Annotated in this window: 23 protein-coding genes; 14 read left to right on the forward strand and 9 right to left on the reverse strand. The window is 70.4% G+C overall.

Annotation, left to right across the window (positions count from 1 at the left end; genetic code table 11):
- Positions 1 to 96: 96 nt before the first annotated feature.
- Positions 97 to 1,158: an aminoglycoside phosphotransferase family protein gene (locus ACWIGU_RS17305; RefSeq protein ID WP_454401736.1), complete on the forward strand. Its 1,062-nt coding sequence runs from the start codon at positions 97 to 99 to the stop codon at positions 1,156 to 1,158.
- On the opposite strand, the gene ACWIGU_RS17310 is transcribed toward ACWIGU_RS17305, so the two are convergent.
- A complete protein-coding gene (locus ACWIGU_RS17310) occupies positions 1,146 to 1,910 on the reverse strand; it encodes an HAD family hydrolase (protein WP_454401738.1) in 765 nt (254 codons plus the stop codon). The two genes, ACWIGU_RS17305 and ACWIGU_RS17310, sit on opposite strands and share 13 nt — an antisense overlap.
- Positions 1,911 to 2,090: 180 nt before the next feature.
- Here ACWIGU_RS17310 and ACWIGU_RS17315 point away from each other — a divergent pair, with 180 nt between their 5' ends.
- From ACWIGU_RS17315 to ACWIGU_RS17330, 4 genes are all read left to right on the forward strand, one after another.
- On the forward strand, positions 2,091 to 3,176 hold the full coding sequence (locus tag ACWIGU_RS17315) for a phosphotransferase family protein (protein ID WP_454401740.1): 1,086 nt from the start codon (positions 2,091 to 2,093) through the stop codon (positions 3,174 to 3,176).
- A gap of 85 nt (positions 3,177 to 3,261) precedes the next feature.
- Complete coding sequence (locus ACWIGU_RS17320; protein ID WP_454402368.1) at positions 3,262 to 4,170, forward strand: hypothetical protein; 909 nt, start codon at positions 3,262 to 3,264, stop codon at positions 4,168 to 4,170.
- A 46-nt stretch (positions 4,171 to 4,216) separates the two neighbouring features.
- A complete protein-coding gene (locus ACWIGU_RS17325) occupies positions 4,217 to 4,852 on the forward strand; it encodes a TetR/AcrR family transcriptional regulator (RefSeq protein ID WP_454401742.1) in 636 nt (211 codons plus the stop codon).
- Positions 4,853 to 4,884: 32 nt separating this feature from the next.
- On the forward strand, positions 4,885 to 6,999 hold the full coding sequence (locus ACWIGU_RS17330) for a HelD family protein (RefSeq protein ID WP_454401743.1): 2,115 nt from the start codon (positions 4,885 to 4,887) through the stop codon (positions 6,997 to 6,999).
- Between the two features lie 9 nt (positions 7,000 to 7,008).
- On the opposite strand, the gene ACWIGU_RS17335 is transcribed toward ACWIGU_RS17330, so the two are convergent.
- From ACWIGU_RS17335 to ACWIGU_RS17345, 3 genes are all read right to left on the reverse strand, one after another.
- Positions 7,009 to 7,473, reverse strand: a complete 465-nt coding sequence (locus ACWIGU_RS17335; protein ID WP_454401745.1) for a TIGR03618 family F420-dependent PPOX class oxidoreductase — start codon at positions 7,471 to 7,473, stop codon at positions 7,009 to 7,011.
- A gap of 39 nt (positions 7,474 to 7,512) precedes the next feature.
- Positions 7,513 to 8,958: an MFS transporter gene (locus tag ACWIGU_RS17340; RefSeq protein WP_454401747.1), complete on the reverse strand. Its 1,446-nt coding sequence runs from the start codon at positions 8,956 to 8,958 to the stop codon at positions 7,513 to 7,515.
- Positions 8,959 to 9,139: 181 nt separating this feature from the next.
- Positions 9,140 to 9,625, reverse strand: a complete 486-nt coding sequence (locus ACWIGU_RS17345) for a MarR family winged helix-turn-helix transcriptional regulator (RefSeq protein WP_454401749.1) — start codon at positions 9,623 to 9,625, stop codon at positions 9,140 to 9,142.
- 71 nt (positions 9,626 to 9,696) lie between these two features.
- Between ACWIGU_RS17345 and ACWIGU_RS17350 the strand changes: the two genes are divergently transcribed.
- From ACWIGU_RS17350 to ACWIGU_RS17370, 5 genes are all read left to right on the forward strand, one after another.
- A complete protein-coding gene (locus tag ACWIGU_RS17350) occupies positions 9,697 to 9,927 on the forward strand; it encodes a hypothetical protein (RefSeq protein ID WP_454401751.1) in 231 nt (76 codons plus the stop codon).
- 71 nt (positions 9,928 to 9,998) lie between these two features.
- Positions 9,999 to 10,448, forward strand: a complete 450-nt coding sequence (locus ACWIGU_RS17355; protein WP_356273797.1) for a helix-turn-helix transcriptional regulator — start codon at positions 9,999 to 10,001, stop codon at positions 10,446 to 10,448.
- 108 nt (positions 10,449 to 10,556) lie between these two features.
- A complete protein-coding gene (locus ACWIGU_RS17360; RefSeq protein WP_454401753.1) occupies positions 10,557 to 10,985 on the forward strand; it encodes a helix-turn-helix domain-containing protein in 429 nt (142 codons plus the stop codon).
- 28 nt (positions 10,986 to 11,013) lie between these two features.
- Positions 11,014 to 11,604: a hypothetical protein gene (locus tag ACWIGU_RS17365; protein ID WP_454401755.1), complete on the forward strand. Its 591-nt coding sequence runs from the start codon at positions 11,014 to 11,016 to the stop codon at positions 11,602 to 11,604.
- Positions 11,605 to 11,732: 128 nt separating this feature from the next.
- A complete protein-coding gene (locus tag ACWIGU_RS17370) occupies positions 11,733 to 12,074 on the forward strand; it encodes a DUF2516 family protein (protein WP_100595782.1) in 342 nt (113 codons plus the stop codon).
- 60 nt (positions 12,075 to 12,134) lie between these two features.
- On the opposite strand, the gene ACWIGU_RS17375 is transcribed toward ACWIGU_RS17370, so the two are convergent.
- The 3 genes from ACWIGU_RS17375 to ACWIGU_RS17385 all read right to left on the reverse strand — a co-directional run bounded on the left by ACWIGU_RS17375 (position 12,135) and on the right by ACWIGU_RS17385 (position 15,824).
- The gene (locus tag ACWIGU_RS17375) at positions 12,135 to 13,472 is read right to left on the reverse strand and encodes a PP2C family protein-serine/threonine phosphatase (RefSeq protein ID WP_454401757.1); all 1,338 of its coding nucleotides are present in this window, start codon (positions 13,470 to 13,472) and stop codon (positions 12,135 to 12,137) included.
- A 273-nt stretch (positions 13,473 to 13,745) separates the two neighbouring features.
- The gene (locus tag ACWIGU_RS17380) at positions 13,746 to 14,807 is read right to left on the reverse strand and encodes an NlpC/P60 family protein (protein ID WP_454401759.1); all 1,062 of its coding nucleotides are present in this window, start codon (positions 14,805 to 14,807) and stop codon (positions 13,746 to 13,748) included.
- Between the two features lie 222 nt (positions 14,808 to 15,029).
- Positions 15,030 to 15,824, reverse strand: coding sequence for a class I SAM-dependent methyltransferase (locus ACWIGU_RS17385; RefSeq protein WP_454401761.1), 795 nt, complete (start codon positions 15,822 to 15,824; stop codon positions 15,030 to 15,032).
- A 184-nt stretch (positions 15,825 to 16,008) separates the two neighbouring features.
- Here ACWIGU_RS17385 and mshA point away from each other — a divergent pair, with 184 nt between their 5' ends.
- The 3 genes from mshA (at position 16,009) to ACWIGU_RS17400 (ending at position 19,668) form a co-directional block, all read left to right on the forward strand.
- Positions 16,009 to 17,358 (forward strand): D-inositol-3-phosphate glycosyltransferase, encoded by a 1,350-nt coding sequence (mshA, locus tag ACWIGU_RS17390; protein WP_454401763.1) that lies wholly within the window; start codon positions 16,009 to 16,011, stop codon positions 17,356 to 17,358.
- A gap of 7 nt (positions 17,359 to 17,365) precedes the next feature.
- Positions 17,366 to 17,860 carry a YbjN domain-containing protein gene (locus ACWIGU_RS17395; RefSeq protein ID WP_454402370.1) on the forward strand — a complete coding sequence of 165 codons (495 nt, stop codon included), beginning with the start codon at positions 17,366 to 17,368 and terminating at the stop codon, positions 17,858 to 17,860.
- 188 nt (positions 17,861 to 18,048) lie between these two features.
- Positions 18,049 to 19,668, forward strand: a complete 1,620-nt coding sequence (locus ACWIGU_RS17400) for a glycoside hydrolase family 55 protein (protein ID WP_454402372.1) — start codon at positions 18,049 to 18,051, stop codon at positions 19,666 to 19,668.
- A 17-nt stretch (positions 19,669 to 19,685) separates the two neighbouring features.
- On the opposite strand, the gene ACWIGU_RS17405 is transcribed toward ACWIGU_RS17400, so the two are convergent.
- Complete coding sequence (locus tag ACWIGU_RS17405; protein ID WP_454401765.1) at positions 19,686 to 20,960, reverse strand: MDR family MFS transporter; 1,275 nt, start codon at positions 20,958 to 20,960, stop codon at positions 19,686 to 19,688.
- Between the two features lie 213 nt (positions 20,961 to 21,173).
- Between ACWIGU_RS17405 and ACWIGU_RS17410 the strand changes: the two genes are divergently transcribed.
- Positions 21,174 to 21,935 carry a phosphoglyceromutase gene (locus ACWIGU_RS17410; RefSeq protein WP_356273824.1) on the forward strand — a complete coding sequence of 254 codons (762 nt, stop codon included), beginning with the start codon at positions 21,174 to 21,176 and terminating at the stop codon, positions 21,933 to 21,935.
- 78 nt (positions 21,936 to 22,013) lie between these two features.
- On the opposite strand, the gene ACWIGU_RS17415 is transcribed toward ACWIGU_RS17410, so the two are convergent.
- Positions 22,014 to 23,297, reverse strand: coding sequence for a serine hydrolase domain-containing protein (locus ACWIGU_RS17415; RefSeq protein ID WP_454401767.1), 1,284 nt, complete (start codon positions 23,295 to 23,297; stop codon positions 22,014 to 22,016).
- Positions 23,298 to 23,486: the final 189 nt, after the last annotated feature.

Below are 23,486 nucleotides of genomic sequence, written 5' to 3' on the forward strand. Positions count from 1 at the left end.
GGACGGTCAGTAGGGTGTGCTCACTCTCCGACCCCTCAGTGAATCCAGGAGCAGCCAGTGGGCGCATCCTCCGCCCCCAGTCCCTCCTACGGGCGTATGTCCGACCAGACATGGGAGCGGCTGGCGAGGCTGAAGGGCGCGGCTCTCAGCGGCTATCACAACCAGAACTACGTGCTGTCGCTGACCGGGTCGATGTCCCGTCGGCTTGGCCTGCCGGTGGGAACCCGAGTGACCCTGCGGACCCGCAAGGCCGAGGCCCTGCCGGTGGTCATCAGGACCTGGCAGCACGAGGCCGGCATTCTCGACGCGATCGGCGGGGTGCTGCCGCACGTGCCCCAGTGTCTGGCCAGGCGGGGCGACGAATCGATCCACAGCTATGTGGAGGGCGTGCCGCTGTCGGCCATCTGCCCGAACGGCAAGCGGGTGGGCTCCCGTCTGGTGTCGGCCCTGGCCGGGTTGCTCGCGGACATGACGCGCGTGCCCAGGTGCGCATTACCAGCACTGCCGGAATCCTGGCCGCGCAGGGACGGGGAGGGGGGTGCCTTTCTGAGGGCTCTCGCTCTCGCGGCCGAGAAACAGATTCGAGAACCCAACTGGCCTGTTTTCGAAGGCCTGTTCACGGATCTCGGCATCTTCGAGGATGCGCTGACCCGGTTCGCGGAACGCTTGCCCACGCTGGGAGAGCGACCCTTCAGCCTCCTCCACGGAGACCTGCACCGGGACAACGTGATCATTTCCCACGGCGCCGCGGAATCTCCGCTGATCTGCGTCGACTGGGAGCTGGCGACGTACGGGGATCCGCTCCATGACCTGGCCACACACCTCGTGCGCATGGACTATCCCGAGGGCCAGTGGGCCGAGGTGATCGGGGAGTGGCGCAGAGCGATGGGCGAGAGGCGCCCCGAGGCCGTCCACGGGCTCGGTCAGGACCTGCGGCACTTCATCGACTTCGAACACGCCCAGTCCATCTATCCGGATGTCATGCGCCCTGCTCTATGGCTGCAGCGGAATCAGGGAGAGGCGGCCTACAAGCAGGCGGCTGCAGTGATCGGCCGGGCCATTGGGGTCGCGCGTGCCCCGCTGCAGCTGGCTGAGGTACCCGGCCCGGGACGGATCGAGCGGGCCCTGCGCGCCTGGGTGGCGTGTCAGCCGGTCTGAGCGAGTGACTTCGCGCAGGCTGCCACCGGCGCCAGGTTCGCTACGACCACCTCTGCACCCAACTCACGCATTCTGGCGCGCCGGTGGGCCCTCCTGGTGGAGCCAAGGAACGGCACGGATGCAGCATGCGCGGCCTGAAGGTCGCTGAGCTGGTCACCCACCATCAGGCAGGACCCCGGCGCCGTCTCCAGTGAGCGCAGCGCGCGGAGGACGCCGTACGGGTTCGGCTTCATCTTCCTCAGTTCGTCCTCGTCGCGGCCGATCACCGTGTCGAAGTAGGGCAGCAGGCCCGTTCCGTGGAGGTACTTCCGGATAGGTGCCTCGGCGTTGTTGCTCACGACGGCCATTCGGGTTCCCAGATGGGCCAAGTGGCTGAGGAGTTCCTTGATGTGCGGTTCGAGATCGGCGTCCTGGACCGCGCGCCACTCATGCTGCGTCACGACGTCCTCGGCCTGCTTCAGTGTGGCCAGTCGGCGGCCGACGGGGGCTCCCTCGGAGAACATGTCCTGCCGCAGCGCCCGAAGAATGCCGTGCGAGTCCTGCGATGTCCCTACGGAGGGCGGCAGCTCGCCCCACTCGGCCCGGACCAGCTCCTGGATCTCCTTGGCAGCGGGTGCGGTCGGGTTTCTGGCGAAGAGGCCGCAAATGGGACCGTCGAAATCGAAGAGCACCGCTCGCGCTGTCGTGAGAAGGCCGCGCAGGCCTCCTTCGCCGTCGCCGGTCTCCGCGTCTGAGTCCTGCTGCGTCCTCATTCCGCCAGTGTGCTACGAGGGCGCGCTCGGGCGGTCCAGGCAGCCGCACCCCTTTCCTGCGCCCTTTGGCAGCCTTCCGACATCCTTCCGGCGCCGGACTTGCACTGTCCCGGCGACGGACGGAGTAGCGTACTCCTGCTCTTCAATGACGCATGTGCTTCACCTCGTGAAAGATGGACGATGGCACCCGAATCGACGACGGCGGCTTGGCGACTTGCCGTCGAATTGAGCGGTGACGAACAGTCGATCGAAGGGCCACTCAGGGGCTATCACCACGAGACGTATGTCATCCCATCCCTTGATGCGAATGCCCCGCTCCCGCCGGGCCGATGGAAGTGTCGGGAACCGCGCAGCGGACTCCTCTGGTTCGACCGGAGATGCTTCGAATCCGAGGAGCCGCTGATCAGTGCCCTGACGAATCGGGTCACGCGCATCCCTGAGATCTTCGAGGTCGAGGAGGTCCGGCTGCAGCGATTCATCGAAGGTGAATCCCTTGGGGCCCTTTGCGGGGCAGGCGATGAGATCCCTCCGGATTTGATCGGCCAACTCATCACTGTGTTCCGTGAAATGGCCGCAGTGCGCCCTGACTCGCTCTCCATTGCCCGGAACTGTGCAAAAGAAGACCAGGCGCCCGAGGGGGACTCGGCCGGATTCCTTGACCGGCTGATCCGGTTCACCGAGAAACAGGTATACGACAAGAACCAGGAAGAGTTCGGCGAGCTGTTCGCTCGGCTCGGAGTGGACAGGGAGACGTTCACGAGTTTGCGCAAGCACGTGCTCGGGCTGGTGGAGAGGCCGTTCTGCCTCCTGCACGCCGATCTCCACCGGGAGAACCTCATCATCGACAACTCGTGGCAACTCTGGGTCATCGACTGGGAGCTGGCGATGTTCGGTGATCCTTTGTACGACCTGGCAACGCACCTGTATCTCATGCGTTACCCGAAGGCCCAGGAGGTTGACGTCATCACCTCGTGGTGCCAGACCGTTGAGGACGTCCGGGAGGGCAGTTCCCGGGGCTGGGAGAAGGATCTGCCGCTCCTGATTGACTACAAGAAAGTGCAGTCGGTGTACACGGATGTGATCCGGTCCGCGACGGCTCTGAGCGACGCACCGCAGGGCGACCAGGACGCCGAACTGTCGTGCACGGCACGGAAACTGCGGCAGCTGCTTTTCGCCGCGGAACGGCCGATGGGCCTGGAACCCGGCTCGGTCCCCACGACGGACGAGATCGCCGGCGCCCTGCGCCGGTGGCTGCGCAGCCGCTGAGGCCGGGAGCGGAAGCGGCCTCTCAGGGCTTCTGCGGCCTCTACGTCCACCGGCCACCTTGCTCCATCGCCCGCGTGTGACGACCATGGGCACTGATGGGATGCGTGAGGGGGGAAGCGTGGCGCGCACTGGGGGACCTGGCGGCAGAGGTGTGTTCGCCCGGCTGAAAGATTTCCTGGCGAGGTTCGAGCACCTGGCCGTGCGGGCCATGCTGCTGGGAATCTTCGTCACCGGCATGCTCGCCGAATTCGTGAAGCCGGTGGGGGACGCACTTCAGGGAAAGACCTTTGTGGGCGGCGCGCTACTCAGCCTCGTGGCGTACGTCCTGTACGACGCCGTGAAGGACCTCGCCTCCTCCGTGGAGAGGCCTCCCGTCCGCACGCGTGTGCCCTCCAGCAACCTTGCCGCATATGTACGCGATGCATTCGACGCGCGGAAGGTGGACATCTGCTTTCTCGGCTACACCGGGGAGACGCTGAAGGAAGTGATCTACGAGAGGCTGAATCTGCTGCTTGACGGCACCGGTCACGCCACAGACGTGAACATCAGGATGCTGGTGCCGGACTTCAGCCGGACGATGGCTCTGCCCTCGCGCGTGGGGCTCGCCGGTGAGCCCGTCGACGATCCCGGATTCAGGGACCGGCTCGCCGATCTGTGCCAGGAGTATGACAACCAACTCCGCGAGAAGATCGAGGAGTTCGACCACGTCCGGGGAGTGAATGTCACCTGCGAATACCGGCTCTACGACGGGGTTCCGCGTGACAAGATCTGCATATTCAACGAGTCACTCGTGATGCACGGCCTCTATGACGTCTCGGTCACCATGCGGTGGCGAGGAGAGAACTACTACGACCCGAAGGGCTACCAGACGGAGCTCTCTGTGTGGTCGCTGCGGGAGGGTACGGCGGTGGCCGAGGAGTCCGTCGCGATGTGGACCAAGCACTTCAACGACCTGTGGAAGCTCGGGTCGACCCCGCGATGGCACCTGCCGTGAGGTGTCGGCCCCGACCGTCCTCCCGCAGTGCGTACCCTTCATGCGCATGAACACCGGCGACATGGGCCTGCGCGCGCGCAAGAAGCAGCGGATGTATCAGGCGATCTCCGAGGCGGCCATCGGGCTGTTCCTGGAGAAGGGGTTCGACAAGGTGTCCGTCGCCGAGGTCGCGGCCGCCGCCGAGATCTCCAAGCCCACCCTGTTCCGGTACTTCCCCACCAAGGAGGACCTGGTCCTCCATCGGTTCGCCGATCACGAGGACGAGGCCGCGCGCGTCGTCGCCGGGCGGGGCGAGGGTGTGACCCCGCTCGCCGCGCTGCGGGCGCACTTTCTCGACGGGCTCGAGCGGCGCGACCCGGTGACCGGGCTGAACGACCACCCCGCGGTGCTCGCCTTTCACCGGCTGCTCTACGGCACCCCGTCGCTGGTCGCGCGGGCGTACGGGTACCAGGAGCGGTCGGAGAAGATCCTGGCGGGCGCGCTCGGCGAGGGGGTCGGGGCGGCGCTCGGGGCCGGGCAGATCTTTGCCGTGCAGCGGGTTCTCGCCATGGAGAACTGGCGGCGGATCGCCGCGGGGGAGAGCGCCGACGCGGTGTGGCCGGATGCGGTGGAGGCTGCTGAGCTGGGGTTTCGGCAGTTGGAGGGCGGGCTCGGGGCGATCGGCCACTTTGAGGGTGAGTAAAAAACGTTACTCGGTTACGTTATTCTCGTTCGGTGACCGATTCCGCCGATCTCCGTGCCCTCGTCCAGGAACGCCACCACCACGACCTCTGCCGCGCCGCCCTCGCCGCGATGATCGAAGGCGCCGACGAGCAGGTGATCGTCGGCGAGAACGCCTCCGCCTCCGGGGCCGACGCCGAAGTGCTCGGGTACCAGCTGCGCAGCAAGGCCAAGGAACTGCACGAACTGCCCGAGGTCCCGCTCTTCTTCGGGCGCCTCGACTTCGCGGACGGTGACGGCGACCACGCCGGGCAGAGCTACCACGTAGGACGGCGCCGCGTCAGTGAGCACCCGGCCGCCCCGCCCCTCGTAGTCGACTGGCGCGCCCCCGTCTCGCGCGCCTTCTACCAGGCCGGACCCCAGGAACCGCAAGGCGTCGCGGTCCGGCGCCGCTTCGGATGGGCCCCCGCCAGCAAGGGCGACTCCGCCGATCTGACCGGCCTGGAGGACGAGTGGCTCACGGTGGAGGGCGAGGCCGAGGAAGGGTCCGGTGCCGCTCCCGCTCCCGCTTCCGGCTCGGGCGAGGGCAGCCGTATCGTCGCCCGCGAGATCGAGCGCCCCCGCGTCGGCCCCATGCGTGACATCGCCGCCACCATCCAGCCCGACCAGGACGACCTCGTCCGCGCCGGTCTCGGCACCTCCGTCTGTGTGCAGGGCGCCCCCGGCACCGGCAAGACCGCGGTCGGCCTGCACCGGGCCGCGTACCTCCTCTACACCCACCCCCAGCGCGTCCAGCGCGGCGGACTCCTCATCCTCGGCCCCAACCGCACCTTCCTCACCTACATCTCCGAGGTGCTGCCCGCGCTCGGCGAGAGCGGGGTGCGGCAGTCCACTATCGAGGAAATCCTCGTCGAGGAGAGCAGCACGGCGGTGGCCAGGGCGCGGACGTACGAGGACGCCGAAGCCGCGGCCGCCGTGAAGCACGACGCCCGCATGGCCGACGTCCTGCACCGCGCCCTCTACTCCCGCGTACGGCCCGAGGCCGCCGCCGACGCCCTCGCCATTGCGGACGGTTCGTACCGCTGGCGGGTGCCGGCCGGCGTGCTCGGGCGGATCGTGGCGGGCGTACGCGAGGAGGAGCCCCCGTACGCGATCGGGCGGGAGCGCGTCCGCAGCCGGGCCGTGCGGCACCTTCAGGAGCAGGCCGAACGCAGGTCGGGACCGGTGAACAACCTCTGGCTGCAGAAGATCGGCAGGGCGCGGCCGATGAGCGCGTACGTCGACGCGGTGTGGCCCAGGGTGCGGCCTGAGGAGGTCGTCGCCGGGCTCCTCGGCGACGCGGACGCTCTCGCCGCCGCGGCGGACGGGATCCTGGACGCCGACGAGCAGCGGTCGGTCCTGTGGGCGAAACCCCCGCGCTCCTTCCGTTCGGCCTCCTGGTCGGCGGCCGATCTCGTCCTCCTCGACGAGGTCGCCGGGCTCCTCGAACACCCCGCCGGATACGGGCACATCGTCATCGACGAGGCACAGGACCTCTCCCCGATGCAGGCCCGGTCGATCGCCCGCCGCGCCGTGTACGGCTCGCTCACCGTCCTCGGCGACCTCGCGCAGGGCACCACCCCGTGGGCGGCCCGCACCTGGGGCGAGCTGCTCGGCCACCTGGGCAAGCCCGACGCCCTGATCGCGCCCCTGACGACGGGGTTCCGCGTCCCCGGCGCGGTCGTCGCCCTCACCAACCGCCTCCTCGGGCTCCTCGACGTGGACGTGCCGCCCGCCCGTTCCCTGCGCAAGGACGGCGAGTTGAGGATTCGCCCGACGGACGACGTCATCGCGGAGACCGTCGACGCCGTGCACGAGGCGCTGGCGCACGAGGGGTCGGTGGGCGTCGTCGCGGCCGATGAGGAGACGGTGCGGCTGTTGCGTACTGCCTTGACCAGCAAGGGCATTGAGGTGAGCGGGCCGGATGATCCGCGGGCTCGCGTGACCGTCCTCGGGGCCTTTGTCGCCAAGGGCCTCGAGTACGACCATGTCGTCGCCGTCGAGCCGGCCGCCGTCGCCGGGGCCGAGCGCCGCGGACTGCACCGGCTGTACGTCGTCCTGACCCGTGCCGTGTCCCGCCTCGACATCGTGCACAGCCGGCCACTGCCGTTCGGGCCGGACGCGGCCTGAGCCGCCCGCTCACGCCGGGATGTCGAGCGCCGTCCCGTAGAGCCGCGACGCCCGGAGCCTGATCACGACGCGGCGCTCCTCCACCTGCTGCTCCAGGAACTCCGCCTCCTGCGCGGGATCGTCGAACCCCGGTGTCATGGCGAGCAGTTCGCGTCCGACGGCGTCGCCGGGCGAGGCTGTCACCTCCGACACCTCGGCATCTCCCTCGGCGACCGCGAAGGACCACACGTCGGGGCCGCTGACGTGCAGCGCGGCATGCGGGTCGCTCCGCAGCAGGCGGGCCTTGAGCCGGTCGGCCGTGGTGGAGACGCGCACGACGCGCTCCTCGGGGCTCCAGTGGTAGAGCACGGTGGACAGGTGCGGGTGCCCGGTGCGCCGGACGCTCGCCAGCGTTCCGAACCGGCTGCGGGCGAGGAGCAGCTGGAGATCTTCGTCGGTGAGGATCCGGGGTGCGGGGCCGCTTTTCGCTGTCATGACGCCTCCGTCGGCGGGGTGTTGTTGGCGGGTGGGCGATCAGGCCGTCGTACGGGGCCTGCGCAGCACCACGTAAGCGATCAGGAACGCGGCGACGAGCAGACCCGTACCGACTGTGAAGGCCAGGTGATAGCCGCTGGTGAGGGCCTCGGCGCGGGTGGCGCCGTGCGCGGTGAGCGAGCGGGTGCGGGCCGCGGCGAGCGTGGAGAGCACGGCGACGCCGACGGCCATGCCGATCTGCTGGGTGGTGTTGAAGAGGCCGGAGGCGAGCCCGGCGTCGGCCTCGCTCGCCCCGGACATGCCGAGCGAGGTCAGCGCGGGCAGGGCGAGGCCGAAACCCGCCGCGAGGAACATCACCGGGAGGATGTCGGTGGTGTAGTGCGCGTGCACGGGGACGCGGACGAGGAGTCCGAGTACGCCGATGAGGAGCACGATCCCGGTGAGCAGCACGTTCCGTTCGCCGAAGCGGGCGCCCAGGCGGGCCGAGGCGCCGAGGGAGACCGCGCCGATGACGGCGGCCGCGGGAAGCATGGCGAGGCCGGTCTCCGCGGCGCCGTAGCCGAGGACGTTCTGGAGGTAGAGGGCGACGAGGATCTGGAAGGAGAAGAGCGCGGCGACCATCAGCATCTGGACGAGGTTGGCCCCGGCGACGCTGCGCGAGCGCAGGATCCGCAGGGGCATGAGCGGCGTACGGGCCCTGGCCTGCCGGACGAAGAACCCGGCGAGCAGCAGCACGGCGACGGCCCCGGTCCCGAGCGTGCGCGCCGAAGTCCAGCCGTACTCCTCGACCTTGACGACGGAGTAGATCCCGAGCATCAGGCCGCCGGTGACGAGCAGCGCGCCCGCCGTGTCGGCGCCGGCCCTGAGCCCGAGGCCGCGGTCGCGGGGCAGGGCGGGCACGGCGACCGCGAGGGCCGCGAGCCCGATGGGCAGGTTGATGAAGAAGATCCAGTGCCAGCTGAGCGCGTCGGTGAGTACACCTCCCAGGACCTGCCCTATCGAGGCCCCGGCGGCGCCGGTGAAGCTGAACACGGCGATGGCCCTGGCGCGTTCGCGCGGTTCGGTGAACAGCGTGACGAGGATGCCGAGACTGACGGCGGACGCCAGCGCGCTGCCGACGCCCTGGAGGAACCTCGCGGCGATCAGGACCTCGGGACTCGTGGCCACGCCGGCCAGGAGCGAGGCCGCGGTGAAGACCGCCGTGCCCGCGAGGAACAGCCGCTTGCGTCCGACGAGGTCGCCGAGCCGCCCGGCGAGCAGCAGCAGGCTGCCGAACGCGATCAGGTAGGCGTTGACGACCCAGCTGAGTCCGGCCGGGGTGAACCCGAGATCGCTCTGGATGGCCGGCATCGCCACGGTCACGATGCTGCCGTCGAGGACCGTCATCAGCATCCCCGTGGCCAGGACACCGAGGGCCGGCCACCGGGAGCGCTGGGGGGCGAGGAGCGCCGGCAGGGCGCGGAGTGGTGCGGAAACGGCAGCCATTTACGGTCATCTCCTGTCAAAGGGCCACTGCGGGAGCCGCTTGGGCCAACAGAAATGACCGTAGCAGATAGTTTTGTTGCAGACTATCTTTTACGGGTGCGTGTGGAGTGAGTGGGGGCTGGGTCGGGGGTGCGGGGTGGCGAGAGGGGTGGGGGGCTAGGGGGTGTCCGCCGGACACCCCCTAGTGCTGGCGCGCCCTCCGGGGGGCCGGGTGCGGGCTCTCGGGCGGGGTGGCCAGGTGGCCGTCGACCAGCGCGTTCAGCGCTCGCAGCAGAACCTCGCGCTCCGTCTCGGGGAGCGAGGCGAGCGCCTCCTCGTGGACGTGGTCGACGATCGCCTGGCTCTCCACGGCGGTCTGCGCGCCCTTCTCCGTGACCGCGATGATCCTCGCCCGCCGGTCCCGCGCGGACGGGCGCCGCTCGGCGAGGCCCGCCTTCTCCAGGGCGTCGACCGTCACCACCATCGTGGTCTTGTCCATGTCGCCGATCTCCGCGAGCTGGGCCTGCGTGCGCTCCTCCTCGAGGGCGTGCACCAGTACGCAGTGCATGCGGGCCGTGAGGCCGATCTCGGAAAGGGCCGCCGCCATCTGCGTACGCAGCACATGGCTCGTGCGGTCGAGCAGGAAGGAGAGGTCCGGTTCGGTGCGGGTGGGTGCCATGGAGGTCATGCGTACCAGGGTAGCCAATTTGATCCGTTACGGATTATCTGCAACTTGGCGCACCCCTGGGCGCACGTCCGGTGCGCCCTGTCACCCGCCGACCCGCTCGCCGGGCGAACGCCTCCCACGTCCGCTCGCCCCTGGCCGCACCCTGGCGCGCCAGGTTCGCCCCGGCCCGGTACGCGCGGCCCGCCTTCCCGGGGATGCGGACCGGCAGCTTCGGCCTGCGCCTGCCCTTGGCCTGGAGGCAGCCGGCGCTCATGGACATCACCGTCCTCGACGGTGATCCGGGCGATCCGTACCGGCAATAGGGCTGTACGAGGAACGGAGGCCTGCGGCGAGTGGCCGGACGCGGGCCCGGGCCCCGCCGTACGCTGGCAGCGTGACGCTCGACGACCTCGTACGGCTGCGCCGGGCCCGGGACATGATGGACCGGGACTACGCGCAGCCTCTCGACGTCCCGGCCCTGGCGCGCGCCGCGCACATGTCGCCGGGCCACTTCTCCCGCAGCTTCCGTGCCGCCTTCGGCGAGACCCCGTACAGCTATCTGATGACCCGCCGTGTCGAGCGGGCCAAGGCGCTGCTGCGGCGGGGCGATCTGAGCGTGACGGAGGTCTGCTTCGAGGTCGGCTGTACGTCGCTGGGGTCGTTCAGCTCGCGCTTCACCGAGCTGGTCGGCGAGACCCCGAGCGCGTACCGGGCGCGCAGTCACGAGCCCGGCGCGGTCATACCCGCGTGCGTCGCCAAGATCCTCACCCGGCCGGTCAGGAACGGGCCCGTGGGCAGCGCTCAGGTCCTCGACGGAGAACCGGGAGCGGGCCCTCGCGCGTAGGGCCTTCCGTCCGGGGCAGGCGGGGCTCACGCCGCCTTCCGGGTGGCGTGGCGCACTATTGCAAGCAGTCGCTTGCAATAGTTAGCGCCGGCGAGGCACTATCGGAGCATGGCATCGCTCAACGTCGGCAATCTCGGTGAGTACCTGCGCGAGCAGCGCCGCAGTGCGCAGCTCTCGCTCAGGCAGCTCGCCGATGCCGCCGGGGTGTCCAATCCGTATCTGAGCCAGATCGAGCGCGGCCTTCGCAAGCCGAGCGCGGAGGTTCTGCAGCAGGTAGCCAAGGCCCTGCGGATCTCCGCGGAGACGCTGTACGTGCGGGCCGGGATCCTCGATGCGGAGCGGGACCGGGAAGAGGTGGAGACGCGCGCCGTCATCCTCGCCGACTCCTCGCTCAACGAACGCCAGAAACAAGTGCTGTTGCAGATCTACGAGTCCTTCAGGAAAGAGAACGGGACCGAGGCACAGCACAGCAGTCAGGAACACCTCGCCGACGGCCCCCGCACGGCCGGGGACAGCGGTGCCGAACCCTCAAGCTGAAGCCGATGTGATCCGGGAGGACCACGCCATGGCCATCACCGACGACCTGCGCAAGACCCTCAGCAACCCGACCCCCCTCTACTTCGCCGCCGGCACGGCCGAGCTCGCCTACCAGCAGGCGAAGAAGGTGCCCGGCATCGTGGAGCACCTGCGTGCCGAGGCCCCGGCCCGGTTCGAGGCCGTGCGCAACACCGACCCGAAGGACGTTCAGGAGAAGGCGGCCGGCCGCGCCAAGGAGGCCCAGGCGGCCATCCAGGCCAAGGTCAACGAGGTGCTCGGCACCCTCGACACCGACCTGAAGAAGTTCGGCGAGACCGCTCAGGACCTCGCGCTGCGCGGTGTCGGCGTCGCCGCCGAGTACGCCGTCAAGGCCCGCGAGACGTACGAGAAGGTCGCCGAGCACGGCGAGGAGACCGTGCGGGCCTGGCGCGGTGACGCGGCCGACGAGATCCTCGAGGTCGCCGAGGCCGTCGAGCCGACAGCGGAGCCCGTGGCCGGCGAGACGGCCGCCGCGAAGCCCCAGCCGACCGATGCCTCCGCCAGGAAGCCGGTGGCGGCGAAGAAGGCCCCGGCCAAGAAGACGACGACCGTGAAGAAGACCACGCCCTCCGCGAAGTAGCGGCACGGCGGGGTAAGGAAAGCGGTACGGAGCGTACCGAGGGACGGGCCGGGCACTTACCGAGTGTCCGGCCCGTTCACCGGGTACGGTGACCGCGTAGGACTGATCTGACTCGGGTGGTGGGCGTTGTGCTGATGTCGGCTTTCGGCGGCTTGATGTGGCTGCTCTACACCGCCATGCTCGTGCTCGCGGTGGTTGCTCTGGTGATGGCCGCGTTCTCGCGCGAGGACGCGTTCCGCGCGGCGGACAAGCAGAACAAGATGTTCTGGCTGATCATCCTCGGTATCGCGGTCGCGGTGAATCTCCTGATCCCGATGCTGTTCCTGCAGCTCGCGGGGCTCGTCGCGACGATCGTCTTCTTCGTGGACGTGCGGCCCGCGCTCCAGCAGGTGTCGGGCGGCGGCCGGGGCCGCCGTGGCGGCGGCTCCAGCAGCGACGGTCCGTACGGGCCGTACAACGGCGGGCGCTGAGCCCCCTCCGGCTCCCGGGGGCTCCCGGGGCGCGGTCAGCGCCCCGGTTCGGTTCAGGGGCTAGTTCCCCCGGTCCAGGAGGACGACGGCCACGTCGTCCGTGAGGTCGCCGCCGTTGAGGTCGCGGGCCTCGTTCACCGTCGCGTCGATGAGTTCCTCGCCGCGCAGTCCCTCCGCCAGCCTGCGGCCCACCATGTCCACCATGCCGTCCTGGCCGAGGCGCTGCTTGCCGTCGCCGACCCGCCCCTCGATCAGGCCGTCCGTGTAGAGCATCAGGCTCCACGTCGGGCCGAGCTCCACCTGGCGGCGCGGCCAGCGGGCGCGCGGCAGCAGACCGAGCGCCGGGCCGTTGTCCTCGTACGGGAGCAGCTCGGCGGTCGGGGGCCCGGGGACGCGGGCGGAGCCGGGGACCCGGGAGTACGTCGGGCGGGAGATCAGCGGCGACGGGTGCCCGGCCAGGCACAGGCCCGCGCGGCGGCCGTCGGGGGAGATGTCGACCGTGCACAGCGTCGCGAAGATCTCGTCGTCCGCCCGCTCGTGTTCGAGGACCTGCTGGAGCGTGGAGAGCAGTTCGTCGCCGCACAGGCCGGCGAACGTCAACGCCCGCCAGGCGATGCGCAGTTCGACGCCGAGCGCCGCCTCGTCGGGGCCGTGCCCGCAGACGTCGCCGATCATGGCGTGCACCGTGCCGTCGGGCGTGCGGACGGCGTCGTAGAAGTCGCCGCCGAGCAGCGCGCGGGAGCGGCCGGGGCGGTAGCGGGCCGCGAAGCGCAGCGGGGAGCCGTCCAGGAGCGGCGTCGGGAGCAGGCCGCGCTCCAGGCGGGCGTTCTCCTGGGCGCGCAGCCGGGACTCGGCGAGCTTGCGCTGGGCGACGTCGGCGCGCTTGCGCTCGACGGCGTAGCGGACGGCGCGGCCCAGCAGGCGGCCGTCCAGCTCGTCGCGGAACAGATAGTCCTGGGCGCCGACGCGTACGGCCTCGGCGCCGCGCTCCGCGTCGCCGGACGCGGTGAGGGCGAGGACGGCGTGCCGCGGCGCGAGGCGCAGGACATGCCGCAGCGTCTCCAGCTCGTCGGCGTCCGCGGCCGCGCCGGGCGCGGGCAGGGCGAGGTCGAGCAGGATGCAGTGGACGTCGTCGGTGAGGAGCCGCTCGGCCTCGGTGAGGTTGCGGGCGGTACGGACACGGATCGGCTTGCCCGCCGAGTCGGTCAGTTCGGGCACGCCGAAGGAGGCGGTGGGGTCGTCCTCGATGACGAGGAGCGTCAGAGGGCCACCTCCGCCGCTCTGGGCGCCGGAGGCCGTGGGCTGCCGGGGCAGCGTGACGGGCGGCGTCGGCACAGTCGCGGCCTGACCACCTTCCACGGCCGGGATCGCTCTCTGCCGCGGTACGGGTACGGGCATCGCTCGGTTCCTTCCCTCCCCCCGAGGGCGTGGTGGAGCGAAGGTCGTCGCACCACCGACGGTGGACCTTAGCGGTAGGCGGGCCGGCAACGGAATGGTGAGAGGCAAACCGCCACTGTCATATGCCGCGTCAGCTAACGCAATTGGGCACGCCAAAGGGCCCATCGGCCCTTTCGGGGATGACGAAGGTCACGTCGTTTCACTGCAACCGGAGGCCTCGGAGTGTGGTGGGTCACGTGGCCCAGCTCACGGCAGCCGGCCCCGCGCGGACCTTCACGCGTCGGGGCGGACGACCCCGAGAATCGTCATCGAGCCCGCGCCCGCGACCGTGACGTTCCGCCCGGGCCGGGGGGCGTGCACGATTGCGCCGTCCCCTATATACATCCCGACGTGGCTGGCGTCGTCGTGGTAAATGATCAGGTCGCCGGGGCGCATGTCCTTGATGTCGATGTGCTTGAGCTGCTTCCACTGCTCCTGCGAGGTCCGCGGGATCGGCCGCCCGGCCGCCGACCAGGCCTGCGAGGTCAGGCCCGAGCAGTCGTACGAGCCGGGCCCTTCGGCGCCCCACACGTACGGCTTGCCGAGCTGGCCGGTGGCGAACGCGACCGCCTTCTTGCCCCGCGCCGACGCGCTGCCCTTGATGTCCTTGAGGACCCCCGAGCTGAGCCAGGCCGTCTGCTGCTTGTACTCGGCCTGCTGCTCCAGCTCCTTCAGACGCTCCCGCTCCTTCTTCTCGAGCTGTGACTCGAGCTTCTCGGCCTCCGCGATCTTGCTCTTGATCTTCTTCTGCGCCCGGGCCTTCTCCATGCGGTTGGCCTCGAGCTTCTGCCAGTTCCGCGTGGCGTCCTGGGCGTACGTCTGCAGGTCCTCCTGCGTCCGTGTCAGCTCGCCCATGAGTCCCTTGGTGGCGTGCTGCCCCTGCCGCATCCGGTCCGCGCCGTCCAGGAACCGCGAGGGGTTGTCCGAGAGCATCAGCTGCGCCTCCGGCGGCATCCCGCCGTTGCGGTACTGCTGGCGGGCCGCGGCGCCCGCACGGGACTTCAGACGGTCCAGCTTCTTCTGGCCGGCGACGATGTCCTTGGCCAGTTGGACGATCTGTCCCGACTGCTTGTGGGCCTTCTCCTCGGCCGCGTTGTACGCCTCCGTGGCGACGGCCGCGTCGTGGTAGAGCCCGTCGAGCTTGGCGCGGACCGCCTCGAGGTCAGGGCCTCTGTCTGCCGTTGACGGCGGCGCGGGCCGCGCGGGACTCGCGTACGCGGCTCCCGGCGCCGTCAGTACCGTCATCGCGCTGACCAGTGCCACGGCCGCCATGACTGTCGTGGTCCGCTTGCTCATCGCGCTCCGCCCCCAAGCAGTGAAGACTCGCCAGAACTGATTTACCGTCAGTAACTTACGGATGCCCTGGGGATGGTGCCATGGCGGCGCCGAATGTGACAGACCCGGGCAACAACTCCCCATCCGCTCCCGGTCCGACCCCTCAGCCCCGTGCGCCCCTTCCCGCAGCGTCTGACGTACGGCCCTGCGAGATCGTTCCCTCCGGCTCCGGGCGGTTCGTCGTCAGCCCCGTGGCGCCAACGCCCCCCAGGCGACCGTCACTTCCCCCTGCCGCCACCGCGCGGGCCGGTCGAGCACCGGCCAGTCCGCGCTCAGCGCCCGTGCCGTCCGGATCCAGCGCTGCCGCGCCCCGTACGAGGCGTAGGGGGCGGCCGCCGCCCAGGCGCGGTCGAAGTCGCGCAGGAACGCGTGGACCGGCTCGCCCGGCACATTGCGGTGGATCAGGGCCTTGGGGAGGCGCTCGGCGAGGTCGGAGGGGCGGTCGAGGGAGCCGAGGCGCGTCGCGAAGGTGACCGTGCGCGGGCCCTGTGGCCCGAGCGCCACCCACACGTGGCGGCGGCCGATCTCGTCGCAGGTCCCCTCGACCAGGAGCCCGCCGGGCGCGAGCCGCGCGGTCAGCCGCCGCCAGACCTCGGCGACCTGGTCCTCGTCGTACTGGCGCAGCACGTTCGCGGCCCTGATCAGGAGCGGGTCGTGGGGGAGGGGCACCTCGAAGCCGCCGTGCCGGAAGGTGAGGCCGTCCCGTTCGTAGGGGAGGGCGGCGGCGACCCGCGCGGGCTCGATCTCGATGCCCACCACGCTCGCGCGTGGTGCCACGGTGCGCAGCCGCTGGAGCAGTTCGACCGCGGTCCAGGGTGCGGCGCCGTAGCCGAGGTCGACGGCGACGGGGTGGTCGGCGCGGCGCAGGGCGGCGCCGTGCGTGGCCGCGATCCAGCGGTCCATGCGGCGCAGGCGATTGGGGTTGGTGGTCCCGCGTGTGACCGTTCCCACGGGGCGGGACGGGGGGCGCGGGCTCATGGCTACGAGGGTATGCGCCGGGTCCGCGGTCCCGGGGTTGAGCCCCCGACGGTAATGATTCGGCAAAACGGAAATGGAGCGGAGAGATCAGGTGTTGCAGCCGCTGAAGGGGGGCTCACGCCCGGGCTCCGCGCCCGCGGTCACGGGCCCCCGACGACGTGCCCGCAGCAAGGAGGACCGCCACGTGAGCCAGTACGTGTCCAGGCTCCGCCGTTCCGGGGCCTCGTCCCAGCGGCTCAGGTTCCCCGGCGCGCACCGCAGACCGCGTCGGGTCGCCATGCTGAGCGTGCACACGTCACCGCTCCACCAGCCCGGCACGGGCGACGCGGGCGGCATGAACGTCTACATCGTCGAGCTCGCCAAGCGCCTCGCCGCGATCAACATCGAGGTCGAGATCTTCACGCGCGCCACGACCGGCGCGCTGCCCCCTGCCGTAGAGCTGTCGCCCGGTGTCCTGGTCCGGCACGTGGACGCGGGCCCGTACGAGGGCCTCGCCAAGGAGGAGCTGCCGGCCCAGCTGTGCGCCTTCACGCACGGCGTGATGCAGGCGTGGGCGGGCCACCGGCCGGGCCACTACGACCTCGTTCACTCGCACTACTGGCTCTCCGGTCACGTCGGCTGGCTGGCTGCCGAGCGCTGGGGCGTCCCCCTCGTGCACGCCATGCACACCATGGCCAAGGTCAAGAACGCCGCGCTCGCCGAGGGCGACACTCCCGAGCCCGCCGCGCGCGTCATCGGTGAGACCCAGATCGTCCGCGCCGCCGACCGCCTCATCGCGAACACGGCGGAGGAGGCCGACGAGCTCGTACGCCACTACGAGGCCGACGCCGCCAAGGTCGCGGTCGTCCACCCCGGCGTGAACCTGGAGCGCTTCTGCCCCGCCGACGGCCGCGCCGCCGCCCGGCACCGCCTCGGCCTGCCCCAGGACGCCCTCATCCCGCTGTTCGCGGGCCGTATCCAGCCCCTGAAGGCGCCGGACATCCTGCTCAGGGCCGTCGCCGTCCTCCTCGACGAGCGGCCCGAGCTGCGCTCGCGGATGGTCGTGCCCGTCGTGGGCGGCCCCAGCGGCAGCGGTCTGGCCAAGCCGGAGGGGCTGCAGAAGCTCGCCGCCAGGCTCGGCATCGCCGACGTCGTCCGCTTCCGCCCCCCGGTCGGGCAGGACCAGCTCGCGGACTGGTTCCGCGCGGCATCCGTCCTCGTCATGCCGTCGTACAACGAGTCCTTCGGGCTCGTCGCCATAGAGGCCCAGGCGGCCGGTACGCCGGTGATCGCGGCCGCGGTCGGCGGTCTGCCCGTCGCCGTGCGCGACGAGTCGACCGGCTTCCTGGTCCCGGGCCACGACCCGGCGGCGTACGCGCGCAGGCTCGGCGAGTTCGCCGACCATCCACAGCTTGTGGACAGCATGGGCGCCGCGGCGGCGGCGCACGCGCAGGGCTTCGGCTGGGACACGGCGGCCTCCGCGACGGCCGATGTGTACACGGCGGCCACCTACGAGCACCGCCACCCCCGTCACGTACCCTCGCTGCATGGCTGACAGCACCATGGCCGGCGCGGCGGCGGTCATCGAGCAGGTCCTCACCGAGGCCGAGCTCGAGTGGGAGAGCCCCGAGCCCGGCACGTCGTACGTCGTGAAGCTGCCCGGGACGCGCAAGCTGTCGACGACGCTCTCGCTGCTCGTCGGCAAGCACTCGCTCTCGCTGAACGCGTTCGTGATCCGGCACCCGGACGAGAACGAGCAGGGTGTCCACCGCTGGCTCCTGGAGCGCAACCTCCGTCTGTACGGCGTGAGTTACGCAGTCGACCAGCTCGGCGACGTCTACCTCACGGGCAAGCTGCCCCTCGCGGCCGTCACCCCGGACGAGGTCGACCGCCTCCTCGGCTCGGTCCTGGAGGCCGCGGACGGCGCGTTCAACACGCTCCTCGAGCTCGGTTTCGCGAGCGCGATCCGCCGTGAGTACGCCTGGCGGGTGTCGCGCGGGGAGTCCACGCGCAACCTCGACGCGTTCACGAACCTGACCCACCGCCCCGCCAAGTAGCCCTTCCCTCCCGCCCGTTCACTGTTGCCCGCCCCCTTCCGCCACGGAGGTCGCCATGGCATGCTCGCGGCCGACGCAGACATGAACAGCGTTCACGTGGTTGAACGTATGGAATCGTGTGGAGGGTGGCGGCGGTGGAGAACCTCAGCAGACGCGGGTTGTTGGGCAGCGCGATCGCGGTGGCGGCCATGACGGCGACGGGAACCGGCGCGCGGGCCGCCACGGCCCCCTCCGGTGAAGTGCCGCCCATCTGGCGCGAGTTCACCCGCACCCCCTATACGCACCCGCAGATCCCGTACGTCGGCCGGGCCGGATACCGCACGGGCCGGCACGGCTTCGCCCGCCCCCGCGTCGTCGCCGACGTCGTACGCGACTACGGCGCGCGCCCCGACGGCTCGGCCGACGCCGCCCCTGCGATCAACCGTGCCCTCGCCGACGCCGGACAGGCCGGCGGGGGCACGGTCCACCTGCCCCCGGGCACGTACCGCATCGACGACCTCATCCGCATCGGTCACAGTGGCGTCGTCCTGCGCGGCGCGGGCAGCACCCGCACCAAGCTGTACGCGACCCGCAGCCTCACCGAACTCATCGGCGTCTACGGCTCCCGCTACGGAGGCGACAAGTCCAGCTGGTCCTGGGCGGGCGGCCTGGTCTGGCTCTGCCCCGAGGACCGCTTCCGCACCCTGACCGACGCGATCAGGGCGAAGGCATGGCCCTTCGAGGGCTGGACGGGCAACAAGCGCGACGCGTGGGACACGCTCACGGCGGTCGAACCGGCCACCCGCGGCTCCTGGTCGGTGACGGTCGCCGACGCGACCCGCCTCTCGCGCGGCGACCTGGTCCTCCTGCGCCTCGCCGACGACCCCGGGCACACCCTCCTCGAACACATGGCGGGCGGCGGCCCCGGCCCCGAGGCGTACTTCTGGGACGACAAGACCAAGCTGACCTCGTACGTCCCCTACGAATGGCCCGTACGGATCGAATCCGTGCACGGCCGCCGTGTCACCTTCGAACGCCCGCTCCCTCTCGACGTACGCCCGGAGTGGGACCCGCGGCTGACCACGCACGCCGGCGCCCTGACCGGCTCGGGCGTCGAGGCGCTGACCCTCGAAGCGGTCGAGACCCCGCAGTCCCAGCACCTCCTCGACAAGGGCTACAACGGCGTCGCGTTCCAGTGCGCGTACGACTGCTGGGCCGACGACGTCACCGTCCGCCACGTCGACAACGGCTTCGGCCTGGTCGCCGCGTCCGCCTGCACCCTGCGCCGCACCCGCGTCGCCGGCCGCGGCTCGCACCACCCGTACTTCTGCCGCGAGGGCTCCCACGACAACCTCGTCGAGTCGTTCACGATCGAGCAGCGCACCGTCCCCGCCCCCGCGGGCACGCAGCTGCACGGCATCAACGTCGAGGGCCTGTCGTCGTACAACGTGTGGTCGCGCGGCGAGATGGAGATGGGCACGTTCGACTCGCACCGCGGCATGCCCTTCGCGAACGTGCGCACGGACATCACGGTGAACAACAACGGCCGGCACGGCGGCGACGCATCCGCCGGACCGCTCTTCGGGGCGCGCTTCACGCACTGGAACATCCGCGTCACGAATCAGCGCGCCGGCCTGATGCGCATCGACGGACTCGCGCCGTACAGCGCGACCGTCGCCGTCAACACCGTCCGCGAGTTCGACCAGATCGATGTCCCGGACTTCACCGGCGACCTGCGTGCGCGGCTCGAGCTGTACGGCGACGGGGTGTCGGACACGGTCCGGCCGCGGAACCTGTACGACGCGCAGCGGTCGTCGGTCAGACGGTGAGCGTCAGGCAGTGAGTGTCAGGCGGTGAGCTCGGGCTCGGTCCCGGTCTTCTCGGGGCTGGGGACGGGGGCGACGGGGTGTTCCTCCGCGGGCAGCCCCCGCATCAGGATCCAGTACCCGGCCGCCGCGACCGTCCCGATCGCCGCGCAGCCCGCCCACAGCCACCCCGCGCCGAACCGGTCGATCGTCACGCCCGACGCGAGCGGCGCGACCAGGGCCGCCACCGACCACGACATCGAGTACATGCCCTGGTAGCGGCCGCGCCCATGGGTCGGGGCGAGCCGCGCCACGAGGCCGGACTGCGTGGGGGCGTTGATCATCTCGCCGAGGGTCCACACGACGACGATCAGGGCGTACGCGGCGATCGACCCGGCGAACGCGGTGAGCGCGAAGCCGTAGCCGATGAGGAGCGAGGAGACCGTCAGGAGCCGGCCCGCGTCGCGCTTCTCTATGAAGCGGGTCAGCGGGATCTGCAGCGCCACGATCACGATGCCGTTGACGGCGGCGACGAGCCCGACGTCCGAACTGCTGAGACCCGCCTGCCCCATGACGATGGGCAGCCCGGACGAGGACTGCGTGAAGACGACGGAGATGAGGAACGACAGTCCCACCATCAGCATGTACCGGCCGTCGCGCAGGACGGTCAGCATCGTCACGTCGGCGACGGGCGCCGCGTCGGGCTTCGGCTCGGCGCGCTCGGGCCGCGACTCGGGCACCTTCACGAACACCAGGACCGCGCAGGCCAGCGTCATCGCGGCCTCGAGGAGGAAGCCGGCGGTGTAGCTGGCGGCGACGAGGAATCCGGCGTAGACGGAGGAGACGGCGAAGCCGAGGTTGATGGCCCAGTAGTTGAGGGAGAAGGCCCGCACGCGGTCCTGCGGCGCGACGAGGTCGGCCATCATCGCCTGCACGGCGGGACGCGACGCGTTCGAGGCGACGCCGAGCAGGAAGCCGGTCACCGCGATCCCGGCGGGGTCGCGCACGAAGGCGAGGACGGCGACGGTCGCGGCGGTCGACAGCTGCGCCGCGAGGAGGGTGGGCCGCCGTCCGATCCGGTCCGCGAGCACCCCGCCGAGCACCGACGCGATCATGCCGCCGAGCCCGATGAGCGCGGCGACGAGACCCGCGAACGAGGCGGAGAAGTGGCGCTCGGTGGTGAGGTACAGCGCCATGAACGTGAGGACGAAGCCGCCGAGGCGGTTGATCAGGGTGCTGGTCCACAGCCACCAGAACTGGCGCGGCAGACCGGACACACTCTCGTGTGCGGCCCGTCTGAGAGCGGTGACGGACATCGGGACGGATCCCCCCTGGGGCGTGTGCGGCGTGGGTGCGGCCTGATGGGCCTGTAAGCGGCGCCGGCCCAGTCCGTAACTTACGTGGGGGAGGGCGGCCGCAGCCACTCAATTGACGGCTGCCGTCAATCGACGGCCGGCGCTCCCGGCCCGTACCGTCCGGCCCGTGGCCGGGCGCGCGGGGCGCCGGAGGCTTGGATTAGGCTCGGAGCCATGGCCGACGCACCGTACAAGCTGATCCTCCTCCGCCACGGCGAGAGCGAATGGAACGCGAAGAACCTGTTCACCGGTTGGGTGGACGTCAATCTCAACGAGAAGGGCGAGAAGGAGGCAGTCCGCGGCGGTGAGCTGCTCAAGGACGCAGGCCTGCTCCCCGATGTCGTACACACCTCGCTCCAGAAGCGCGCGATCCGTACGGCCCAGCTGTCGCTGGAGGCCGCGGACCGCCACTGGATCCCCGTCCACCGCTCGTGGCGCCTGAACGAGCGGCATTACGGTGCGCTCCAGGGCAAGGACAAGGCGCAGACGCTGGCCGAGTTCGGCGAGGAGCAGTTCATGCTCTGGCGCCGCTCGTACGACACCCCGCCGCCGCCGCTGGCCCGCGACGCGGAGTACTCCCAGTTCGACGACGCGCGCTACGCGACCCTCCCGCCGGAGCTGCGCCCGCAGACGGAGTGCCTCAAGGACGTCGTCGTCCGGATGCTCCCCTACTGGTTCGACGGCATCGTCCCGGACCTCCTGGACGGCAAGACGGTCCTGGTCGCGGCCCACGGCAACAGCCTGCGCGCCCTGGTCAAGCACCTCGACGGCATCTCCGACGCCGACATCGCGGGCCTGAACATCCCGACGGGCATCCCGCTGTCCTACGAGCTCGACGCGGACTTCAAGCCACTGAAGGCGGGCGGCACCTACCTGGACCCGGACGCGGCCGCGGCGGCGATCGAGGCGGTCAAGAACCAGGGCAAGAAGAAGTAGCCTTCCCGATCATGCCTCCCACCTGCGCGAACGGCGCGGGTGGGAGGCATTTTCATGTCCCGTCCCGGAGCGCGTTCGTCACCTTGCCGCAGGCTGTGCCGGGAGGTCGAACACGTTGTCAGGGGAGATGATCTTGGTGATCGCCTGGCCGACGAGGGTGCTCGGCTCCGAGTTGTCGTGGTCGATGTCCGTGTTCAGGAGCACCACGAGGGTCGCCTCGGCCGACGGCAGGTAGATCGTCAGGGACTCGTAGCCCGGCAGGGAGCCGTTGTGGCCTGTCCAGCCCTGGACGTTGAAGATGCCGAGGCCGTAGCCCGCGCCCGGGATCGTGGTCTTCGGGGTGATGAGGCGCTGCTTCTGCGTGGCGGGGCTGATCATCGCGTCGCCGTTGGGGAACTTGCCCGTGGCGACCGTGGGTGCCCAGATACGCAGGTCGTCGAGGGTGGAGATCATCGCGCCTGCCGCCCAGCCCCAGGACGGGTTCCAGTCGACCGTGTCCTCGACCTTCCCGCTCGCGGTCTGGTTCGTGTAGCCCTGCGCGTGCGGCTCCGGGAACTCGTTGCCGGTCGGGAACAGCGTCTGCTTCATGCCGGCCGGCGTGAGGATGTTGTCCTTGATGTACTCGTCGAGGGGCTGCCCGCTCTCCTTCTCGACCACGAGGCCGAGCAGGATGAGGTTGGTGTTGCAGTAGGAGAACTCCTTGCCCGGCTCGAACAGCACGGGGTGCTTGAACGAGTAGTCGAGGAGCTGCTGCGGTGTGAACGGCCGCTCCGGATCGGACGTCAGCGCCTTGTAGAAGCCGTCGTCCGCCGAGTAGTTGAAGAGTCCGCTGCGCATCTCGGCCAGCTGGCGGATGGTGATCTTGTCACCGTTGGGGACCCCGTCGATGTACGTGCCGATCGGGTCGTCCAGGCCGACCTTCTTCTCGTCGACCAGCTTCAGGATCGACGTGACGGTGAACGTCTTGGTCTCGCTGCCGATCCGTATGTGCAGGCCGGGCGACATCTTCTGGCCGGTGCTCTTGTCGGCGACGCCGTAGGACTTCACGTACTCGCCCTTGTCCGGCGTCCACACACCGAAGGTCACACCCGGAACGTTCGCCTCACGCATGACCTTCTGCACGGCGGCGTCGAGCTCCTTCTCCACGGCGGGAGTGAGCTTCTGAACCTGTCCCGGAGCCGTCGACCCGGAATCGGACGGGGAGGGCGGGTCGGCGGCGCGGATGACGGAGGCGGAAATGGAGCCGGCGGCCACGGAGGCCGGCGTGGCGAACGCGGACCCACCCGCTATCGGCACCGTGAGCGTTCCCACCGCTACGGCGGTCACAGCCCCCCTGCGCAATCCCCGGGTCGAATGCGTCATGAGCTGACTCCAACCATGTGAGGAAGAACCCACAGGAAGAACCCGGACCCATCGTAGGGCGGGGCCCCACGCACCGCCTCTCCAGCCACCACAGCCCCTGCGGTCACGGGGGTCAGCGCGGTCAGCGCCTCTCCAGCAGCCCGCCGCGCATCACCATCGTGCCCGAGACGGTGCTCGGCGGGGCGGTGC

This window comes from Streptomyces sp. NPDC055400 (assembly GCF_053644375.1).